The 2,324-nt window shown below is 47.0% G+C and carries 4 protein-coding genes; 1 reads left to right on the top strand and 3 read right to left on the bottom strand.

Translation table 11 applies throughout. The annotated features are described in order from the left end of the window. Positions 1-558: GGDEF domain-containing protein (locus K5677_RS00700; RefSeq protein WP_296723528.1), on the top strand; the 558-nt coding region annotated here is incomplete at its 5' end. 37 nt (positions 559-595) lie between these two features. Here the strand turns inward: K5677_RS00700 and K5677_RS00695 are convergent. The 3 genes from K5677_RS00695 to dapB are packed head-to-tail and all read right to left on the bottom strand — an operon-like array spanning position 596 to position 2,324. Further along, positions 596-997: a PaaI family thioesterase gene (locus tag K5677_RS00695; RefSeq protein ID WP_296723527.1), complete on the bottom strand. Its 402-nt coding sequence runs from the start codon at positions 995-997 to the stop codon at positions 596-598. A gap of 3 nt (positions 998-1,000) precedes the next feature. After that, on the bottom strand, positions 1,001-1,564 hold the full coding sequence (locus tag K5677_RS00690) for a GNAT family N-acetyltransferase (RefSeq protein ID WP_296723526.1): 564 nt from the start codon (positions 1,562-1,564) through the stop codon (positions 1,001-1,003). A gap of 58 nt (positions 1,565-1,622) precedes the next feature. After that, the gene (gene dapB, locus K5677_RS00685; protein ID WP_296723525.1) at positions 1,623-2,324 is read right to left on the bottom strand and encodes a 4-hydroxy-tetrahydrodipicolinate reductase; all 702 of its coding nucleotides are present in this window, start codon (positions 2,322-2,324) and stop codon (positions 1,623-1,625) included.

The following is a 2,324-nucleotide window of genomic DNA, read 5'->3' as shown; positions in this document are numbered from 1 at the left end:
TCGCTGGAAAATATCCGCAAGCTCACACACCTCAACAAGGCTATGGACGAGCTCAACCGCCTGTACGTCATCGACCAGCTCTGCAATATCTATAACCGCAACGGCTTTATCAATATCGCCGATGATATGTTCAAGGAGTGCGTTGCAAAGGGCAGTCAGATAATGATAAGCTTCATAGATATGGACGGTCTTAAGTTCATCAACGACAACTACGGACACAATGAGGGAGATTTTGCAATACAGCGCATAGCGAGCATAATACACAACTGCTGCGAAAAGGACTGCATATGCGCCCGCTTCGGCGGTGACGAATTCGTATATTTCAGTCCCAACGCTACCGAAAGCGACGCCGCGACGCTGGCGCGGAAGATAAATATGGCTCTCGACAACATCAACAAGCTTCTTCAGAAGCCCTATACCATATCCGCAAGTATAGGAAGCGTTGTCACAGTGGCCAAGGAAGACGACACGCTTTACAATATAGTAAAGCTTGCCGACGATAAGATGTATGAAGTAAAAAAATTAAAGAAAAATGCGCGAAAATCGGAAAGGATCTGAATTGGGGGAAAAGCCGCTGCAATGAGCAGCGGCTTTTCTATGCCTTTCTGAAACCTACACACTGCACCGCAGCTATAGGATTGTCTTTTTCGTCCCTGATCTCAACATTGTAGCAGCATATCGTCCTGCCGTCCTTTACGAGCCTTGCTTCCGCGATAATACGCTCCGTTTTCGGAACTCCTATGAAGGAAGCGTCACAGTTCAGTCCCACAACGCCGCTCTGCTGCCAGTTTGAAGCAACAGCAAAGGCGAAATCAGCAAGAGTGAAGTAAACTCCTCCCATTACTCCGCCCACTGCGTTTTTATGATGTTCGTTTATAACAAGGCTGACCTTTGCGTAATGATCGCCGAGCTCGTCTATGACCGCGCCCATTTCCGTGGCAAAGCGGTCATTTTTAAATATTTCGCGTACCTTTTCAAGTGTTTCTTTATCTGCCATAATTTATCTCCTGCTTTCGTATTCATCTCTCAGCACCGAGAAGTAAAGCCTGCCCACATACTGACCGTTCATAAAGAAATAGTCCCTGAGAGTGCCCTCGTAGGTCAGTCCGCACTTCTCGATGACTCTTTTTGACTTTGCATTTATGGTCTTTGTGCAGATCTGGACCTTATGCAGGTTCATTTTATCAAATCCGAAGGCTATCACAGCCTTTGCAGCTTCCGTAGCATAGCCCCTGCACTGGAATTCCGCACCGATGCAGTACTCTATCTCCGCAAAGTGGTTCTTGCTGTCAACGAGAAAATATGCTATCTGACCTATGCACTCCCCTGCTTCCTTTTCTATGACAGCCCAGCGGTAATAGTCCTCACGTTCATAATTGCAGATGTACTTGTCAAGGAGGCCGTTTACCTCTTCCTTTGTACGGTATGTAGGCTCGGAGTACATCATCTGCACCTCTTCGTCGCTTGCCCAGTTTTTGAATACCGCATCGCAGTCGGTATATTCAAATCGTCTGAGTATGAGCCTTTCCGTCTCTATCGTCTGTGTTCCTATATGTGTAAGCATTATCATCTCTCCTAAAAGATATCCCCTGACATAGAAGCTATATCAGGGGAATTGTGTCTTATACCAGTTTTGCCATATCATAAAGTCCTGCGGGCTGGTCCTTAAGGAAAAGCGCCGCATTTATAGCTCCCTCGGCGAAAACGCTCTTGGAAGCAGCCGAATGTGAAAGTGTAAGCACTTCATCGTGTCCTGCAAATATAACATCATGCTCGCCTACGATGGTGCCGCCGCGGATAGAGTGCATACCTATCTCGGTCTTTTCGCGCTTCTGACGGCGTGAATGGCGGTCGTAAACGAAATGCTTTGAATTGTCAAGAGTCTCGTTTATAGCGTCAGCAAGCATTATGGCAGTACCGCTGGGAGCGTCCACCTTCTGATTGTGATGCTTTTCCACTATCTCGATATCGAACTGGTCGCCGAGTATTGAAGCAGCCTTCTTTGCAAGCTGAACAAGGAGATTGATACCGAGGGACATATTGAAGGTAAAGAATATCGGGACATGGTTTGCCGCCGACTTTATCTTGGCTGTCTGAGCCTCATTGTAGCCTGTAGAACCGATAACTATGGGAGTACCCGTTGACATACAGTATTCGATAAGTCCGTCAAGTCCCGCAGGATTTGAGAAATCTATGATAACATCAGGCTTTACGGGAAGCTGTGCAGGAGTTTCAACGATTGGGAAATCCGCATACTGCGCGGTATACATATCTATACCTGCAACTACCTCGCAGTCCTCGCGCTCCTTGATACAGTTGTAGAT

Source organism: Ruminococcus sp., from assembly GCF_024684275.1.
Note: the sequence above shows the minus strand (reverse complement) of the source record. Positions and strands in the feature narration are given on the sequence as shown.

Excerpts from the sequence above, each read along its gene's own strand:
- K5677_RS00695 (WP_296723527.1), bottom strand. The coding sequence starts at position 997 with ATGGCAGATAAAGAAACACTTGAAAAGGTACGCGAAATATTTAAAAAT.
- K5677_RS00690 (WP_296723526.1), bottom strand. The coding sequence starts at position 1,564 with ATGCTTACACATATAGGAACACAGACGATAGAGACGGAAAGGCTCATA.